General features: G+C 72.9%; 5 protein-coding genes and 1 pseudogene. 5 read left to right on the top strand and 1 reads right to left on the bottom strand.

What is annotated here, in order from left to right; all coding sequences use genetic code 11:
* Positions 1 to 125 precede the first annotated feature (125 nt).
* The gene (murA, locus tag ACWGIU_RS26795; protein WP_453709899.1) at positions 126 to 1,469 is read right to left on the bottom strand and encodes a UDP-N-acetylglucosamine 1-carboxyvinyltransferase; all 1,344 of its coding nucleotides are present in this window, start codon (positions 1,467 to 1,469) and stop codon (positions 126 to 128) included.
* 263 nt (positions 1,470 to 1,732) lie between these two features.
* On the opposite strand from murA, the gene ACWGIU_RS26800 reads away from it, so the two are divergent.
* The 5 genes and pseudogenes from ACWGIU_RS26800 to ACWGIU_RS26820 form a co-directional block, all read left to right on the top strand.
* On the top strand, positions 1,733 to 2,293 hold the full coding sequence (locus ACWGIU_RS26800; protein ID WP_030724226.1) for a YqgE/AlgH family protein: 561 nt from the start codon (positions 1,733 to 1,735) through the stop codon (positions 2,291 to 2,293).
* Positions 2,294 to 2,322: 29 nt separating this feature from the next.
* Positions 2,323 to 2,607 (top strand): DUF3039 domain-containing protein, encoded by a 285-nt coding sequence (locus ACWGIU_RS26805; RefSeq protein ID WP_030010729.1) that lies wholly within the window; start codon positions 2,323 to 2,325, stop codon positions 2,605 to 2,607.
* A 172-nt stretch (positions 2,608 to 2,779) separates the two neighbouring features.
* Positions 2,780 to 4,429: a beta-N-acetylhexosaminidase gene (locus tag ACWGIU_RS26810; protein WP_453709901.1), complete on the top strand. Its 1,650-nt coding sequence runs from the start codon at positions 2,780 to 2,782 to the stop codon at positions 4,427 to 4,429.
* Positions 4,430 to 4,747: 318 nt separating this feature from the next.
* The gene (locus tag ACWGIU_RS26815; protein WP_453709903.1) at positions 4,748 to 5,632 is read left to right on the top strand and encodes an FAD binding domain-containing protein; all 885 of its coding nucleotides are present in this window, start codon (positions 4,748 to 4,750) and stop codon (positions 5,630 to 5,632) included.
* Positions 5,629 to 6,059, top strand: a pseudogene (locus tag ACWGIU_RS26820) (hypothetical protein); the annotation flags it as partial. The gene ACWGIU_RS26815 and the pseudogene ACWGIU_RS26820, both read left to right, overlap by 4 nt.

The raw sequence follows: 6,059 nt of genomic DNA on the forward strand, positions 1-6,059 counted from the left end.
TACGGCCCCTGCGCAGCGCCCGTACGGCCCTTGACCCTTCGTCCGGCCCCGTACGCCGGGGGGCACGGAAAAGCCCCCCGGGCCCTGTGCGGGTCCGGGGGGCTTCTGCGTGCGCGCGGGGGGCCTCAGGCGAGGTCGCCGCCGGGGAGCTCGACCTTCGCGCCGAGTTCCACGAGCTTCTCCATGAAGTTCTCGTAGCCGCGGTTGATGAGGTCGATGCCGTGGACCCGCGAGGTGCCCGCGGCGGCCAGGGCCGCGATCAGGTACGAGAATCCGCCGCGCAGGTCGGGGATGACCAGGTCGGCGCCCTGCAGCTTGGTGGGGCCGGAGACGACCGCGGAGTGCAGGAAGTTGCGCTGGCCGAAGCGGCAGGCGCTGCCGCCCAGGCACTCGCGGTACAGCTGGATGTGAGCACCCATCTGGTTGAGCGCCGAGGTGAAGCCGAGCCGGGACTCGTAGACCGTCTCGTGGACGATCGACAGGCCGGAGGCCTGCGTCAGGGCCACGACCAGCGGCTGCTGCCAGTCGGTCTGGAAGCCGGGGTGCACGTCCGTCTCCAGCGCGATGGCGTTGAGCGGGCCGCCCGGGTGCCAGAAGCGGATGCCGTCGTCGTCGATCTCGAACGCCCCGCCGACGCGCCGGAAGGTGTTCAGGAAGGTCATCATCGAGCGCTGCTGGGCGCCGCGCACGTAGACGTTGCCGCCGGTGGCGAGCGCCGCTGAAGCCCAGGAGGCGGCTTCCAGGCGGTCAGGGAGGGCCTTGTGGTTGTAACCGCCGAGGCGGTCGACGCCCGTGATCCGGATGGTCCGGTCGGTGTCGACGGAGATGATCGCGCCCATCTTCTGCAGGACGCAGATGAGGTCCTCGATCTCCGGCTCCACCGCGGCGTTGCTGAGCTCGGTGACGCCCTCGGCCAGGACGGCCGTCAGCAGCACCTGCTCGGTCGAGCCGACCGACGGGTAGGGGAGGCGGATCTTGCAGCCGCGCAGGCGCTGCGGAGCCTCCAGGTACTGGCCGCCCTCCCGCTTCTCGATGGTCGCGCCGAACTGGCGGAGCACGTCGAAGTGGAAGTCGATCGGCCGGCCGCCGATGTCGCAGCCGCCCAGGCCCGGGATGAAGGCGTGGCCGAGCCGGTGCAGCAGGGGGCCGCAGAACAGGATCGGGATGCGCGAGGAGCCCGCGTGGGCGTCGATGTCGGCGACGTTCGCGCTCTCGACGTGGGTGGGGTCGAGGACGAGCTCGCCCGGCTCCTCGCCGGGACGGACCGTCACCCCGTGCAGCTGGAGCAGCCCGCGGACGACGCGCACGTCACGGATGTCGGGAACGTTGCGCAGCCGGCTGGGTTCGCTGCCGAGCAGAGCGGCGACCATGGCCTTGGGCACGAGGTTCTTCGCACCACGGACACGGATCTCGCCCTCGAGCGGGGTACCGCCGTGGACAAGCAGTACATCGTCACTGATGCCGGTCATGAATCTCGCGTTCCGGAGAGGGGTGGGCAGGGGGCCAGGGAAAAGGGTAAGGGCCACCACCCCCTTGTTCGTAAGGCCGACGTGGCCTTGTGACTGTCATGAATTCGGTACAACACCCTCCGTATCCACCACATGGCGGAGTGTTGCGTTCCGCCTACGCCGTCCGTGCGCGCTCCTCGCCGCTGCCGTGCGCCCTGAGCTGCGATCGATCCGATCTTTCCACCCGCTCCCCGGAATCGGCCGATGTGCGGGATCATGGCGGCATGACCGAGGTGTCCTCCCTCACAGGGCGGCTGCTCGTGGCCACCCCCGCCCTCGCGGACCCGAATTTCGACCGCGCTGTCGTGCTGCTGCTCGACCACGACGAGCAGGGCTCCCTCGGCGTGGTCCTGAACAGGCCGACCCCCGTCGGCGTCGGTGACGTCCTGCTGCCCTGGGCGCCCCTGGCCGGCTCTCCCGGTGTGGTCTTCCAGGGCGGACCCGTCGCCATGGACTCGGCCCTGGGGCTGGCGGTGATCCCGGGCGAGGAGGGTCCGCTCGGCTGGCGCCGCGTGCACGGGGCGATCGGACTGGTCGACCTGGAGATGCCGCCGGAGCTGCTGGCCGCGGCCCTGGGCGGCCTGCGGATCTTCGCCGGTTACTCCGGCTGGGGCCCGGGTCAGCTGGAGGCGGAGCTGGGCGAGGGCGCCTGGTACGTCGTGGAGTCGGAGCCCGGGGACGTGTCCTTCCCGGATCCGGAGCGGCTCTGGCGGGCGGTGCTGCGCCGCCAGCGCAGCGACCTCGCGATGGTCGCCACCTATCCGGACGACCCGTCGCTGAACTGACCGGCGCGGGGTTAAGTACCCTGGGTTCCATGAGCACTCTTGAGCCCGAGCGCGGGACTGGCACGGGGACCCTCGTAGAGCCGACGCCGCAGGTGTCGCACGGTGACGGCGACCACGAGCGCTTCGCCCACTACGTCCAGAAGGACAAGATCATGGCGAGCGCGCTCGACGGGACCCCCGTCGTCGCGCTCTGCGGCAAGGTCTGGGTACCGGGCCGGGACCCGAAGAAGTACCCGGTCTGCCCCATGTGCAAGGAGATCTACGAGTCCATGGGCCCCGGTGGGGACAAGGACAAGGGCGGCAAGGACAAGTAGTCCGCACCCCGGCCCTCCTTCTTCCGCGGGACCGAGACCCCCGGTGCGCCACAGCGCGTCCGGGGGTCTTTGCCGTCCCCGAACGCCGCGTTAGGGTCGGCGCGACGAGCGCCCTGCGGAACGAGCGTTGCGCAGGACGCAACACGCGCACGCAGTCGTGAAGGGCTGACGCATGGACCTGCGCACGGACCTGATCCCCGCCCCCCGGGTCGCACGTCTCGACGAGGACGGGCGCCGCTTCGCGTTCGGCCCCGGGCCGCTCCTCGACGCGGGTCCGGGGACCGGGACGGTCGCGCGCTGGCTGCGGCGGGAGCTGGGGGCGGCCACCGGCTGGGAGCTGCCCGCCGCCGCGGCCGGCGTCACCGCCGAGCTGCGGCTGCGCGTCGACCCGGCCGCCGCGACGGACCTGGGCCCGGAGTCGTACCGCATCGACATCGGCCCGGACGGGGCGGAGCTGACGGGCGCGAGCGCGGCAGGGCTGTTCTGGGGCGTCCAGACGCTGCGTCAGCTGCTGGGGCCCGACGCGTACCGCAGGGCGCCGCTGCCCGGCCGCGCGTGGAGCCTGCCGCACGGCCTCGTCACGGACGGCCCGCGGTTCGGCTGGCGCGGGATGATGCTGGACGTGGCCCGGCACTTCATGCCCAAGGACGGCGTGCTGCGCTACATCGACCTGCTCGCCGCGCACAAGCTCAACGTGCTGCACCTGCACCTGACCGACGACCAGGGCTGGCGGGTCGAGATCAAGCGCTACCCGCGGCTGACCGAGGTCGGCTCCTGGCGCCCGCGCAGCCGGTGGGGCCACCGGGCCTCGCCGCTGTGGAACGAGACCCCGCACGGCGGGTACTACACGCAGGACGACATCCGCGAGATCGTCGCGTACGCCGCGGAGCGGCACGTCCGGGTGGTCCCGGAGATCGACGTACCGGGGCATTCGCAGGCCGCGATCGCCGCGTACCCGGAGCTGGGCAACACGGACGTGGTCGACACCGCGGCGCTCGCGGTGTGGGACGACTGGGGAATCACCGAGAACGTGCTCGCACCCACCGAGGCCGTGCTGCGGTTCTACGAGGGGGTCTTCGAGGAGCTGCTGGAACTGTTCCCGGCGGACGTCTCACCCTTCGTGCACGTGGGCGGGGACGAATGCCCCAAGGCGCAGTGGAAGGCCTCCGCGGTCGCGCAGGAGCGGATCCGCGAGCTGGGCGTGGACGGGGAGGACGGGCTGCAGTCCTGGTTCGTCCGGCACTTCGACAGCTGGCTCGCCGCGCGGGGGCGGCGGCTGATCGGCTGGGACGAGATCCTGGAGGGCGGGCTCGCCGAAGGCGCCGCGGTGTCCTCCTGGCGCGGCTACGCGGGCGGCATCGCCGCGGCCGAGGCCGGGCACGACGTGGTCATGTGCCCGGAACAGCAGGTGTACCTGGACCACCGGCAGTCGGACGGGGCGGACGAGCCGATGCCCATCGGGTACGTACGCTCGCTGGAGGACGTCTACCGCTTCGAACCGGTGCCGCCGAAGCTGTCGCCGGAGGCCGCCGCCCGGGTCCTCGGCGCGCAGGCCAACGTCTGGACCGAGGTGATGGAGAACCAGGACCGGGTCGACTACCAGGTGTTCCCGCGCCTGGTGGCCTTCGCCGAGGTGGTGTGGTCGTGGCAGCCGGAGCCCCGGGAGCGCGACTTCGCGGGGTTCGAGGGGCGGATGGCCGCGCACTACGCGCGGTTGGCCGCCCAAGGGGTCGGCTACCGGCCTCCGGGCGGCCCGTTGCCGAGGCAGCGGCGGCCCGGGGTGCTGGGGCGCCCGATCGACGGCGCGCCCCCGAACGTGTGACAAGTGGATGACGGCGCCGACCGGAACCGAAAGGGAACGGGAGTGGAACTCTGCCCCAATTTCCTCCCATACGGGGAAAATCGGGCAATCGGGGAGGAGGGTTGTCGAAGACAGTGCGACAGGGCGGTACAGCCCGTACGGGGCACCGCGCCGGGGCCCGGCGCAGCGGGCCGACCCTCGCGCCGGGCGGCCCGGAAGATGTGCCAGAGTTGCCACGTCCCGGCGGTGAGCACGTACCGTACGGCGGAACAGGCGTGAGCGCCGGAACCGGGACATCGGGAAGGGGCAGCTGGGTTGACCACGCACGCACCGCACGCACTGGATTCACCTCAGGGGCCGCAGGGCCCGCAGGCGGCGCAGTCCGTGACGCTGCCGGCCTCGCTCGACGAGGCCGTGGCGGCGCTCACCGCCATGCCCGCCGCCGTGCCGGTCGCCGGCGGCACCGACCTGATGGCCGCCGTCAACGCCGGGCTGCTGCGGCCCGCCGCACTGGTGGGACTGGGCCGGATCAACGAGATCCGCGGCTGGCAGTACCAGGACGGCCACGCGCTGCTCGGTGCGGGCCTCACGCACGCCCGGATGGGACGGCCGGATTTCGCCGCTCTGATCCCCGCCCTGGCGGCCGCGGCCCGGGCCGCCGGCCCCCCGCAGATCCGCAACGCGGGCACCCTCGGCGGCAACATCGCCACCGCCGCGCCCACCGGTGACGCACTGCCCGTACTGGCCGCGCTGGAGGCCGTACTCGTCATCGTCGGCCCGGGCGGGCAGCGCGAGATCCCGGTGTCGTACCTGCTGGCCGGGCGCGAGATGCTGCGGCCCGGCGAGCTGATCGGCTTCGTGCGGGTGCCGCTGCTGCACGCGCCGCAGGTGTTCCTGAAGGCCACCGGCCGTACCGGGCCGGGGCGCGCCGTGGCATCCGTGGGGCTCGTCCTGGACCCCGCGCGCCGGGGCGTGCGCTGCGCGATCGGCGCGGTCGCCCCGATGCCGCTGCGGCCGCTGGAGGCCGAGCAGTGGGTGGCCTCGCTGATCGACTGGGACGGCGGGCGGAGCCTGGCCCCCGAGGCACTGGAGGCCTTCGGCGAGTACGTCGCGGCCGCCTGTGTGCCCGACCAGGGCGAGCCGGTGGCTCCCGGAGTACTGCATCTGCGGCGGACGGTGGCCGTGCTGGCGCGCAGGGCCCTCGGGAGGGCGCTGACCTCATGAGCGAGAACGAGAACGAGAACGTGACCCAGGGGAACGGCACGGCGGGCTGGGGCTGGGAACCGGTCCCGCAGGGCGGCGAGTACGACTCGGACGCCACGGCCTTCGTGAAACTGCCGCAGGACATGCTGGACGCGCTCGGCACCGGGGAGCCGCTCGCGGCGCCCGGGCACGGCTACGTGCCGCCGCCGATGATCGTGCCGCTCGGCTCGGCCAGTACGGATCCGGCGGCCACCGGGACGTGGACGCTCCCGGTGCAGTGGCCGGAGGCCGGTGGCTCGGCGCAGGCCGATCCGGCGGGTGGTGCGGGTGCCGCAGGTGCGGGTGCCGGTGCCCAAAGCCCGGGTTCCGGGTCGGTGGGCGGGCCGATCCCGGCGTCGATCCCGATCCCGGCGTCGGTCGCGGCGGCGTTCGCCGAGGCGGAGCCGGA

Source organism: Streptomyces sp. NPDC054840 (assembly GCF_053611065.1).

What these genes read in the sequence shown, in the direction of transcription:
- murA (WP_453709899.1), bottom strand. Translation starts at nt 1,469, where the DNA reads ATGACCGGCATCAGTGACGATGTACTGCTTGTCCACGGCGGTACCCCG.
- ACWGIU_RS26800 (WP_030724226.1), top strand. Translation starts at nt 1,733, where the DNA reads ATGACCGAGGTGTCCTCCCTCACAGGGCGGCTGCTCGTGGCCACCCCC.
- ACWGIU_RS26805 (WP_030010729.1), top strand. Translation starts at nt 2,323, where the DNA reads ATGAGCACTCTTGAGCCCGAGCGCGGGACTGGCACGGGGACCCTCGTA.
- ACWGIU_RS26810 (WP_453709901.1), top strand. Translation starts at nt 2,780, where the DNA reads ATGGACCTGCGCACGGACCTGATCCCCGCCCCCCGGGTCGCACGTCTC.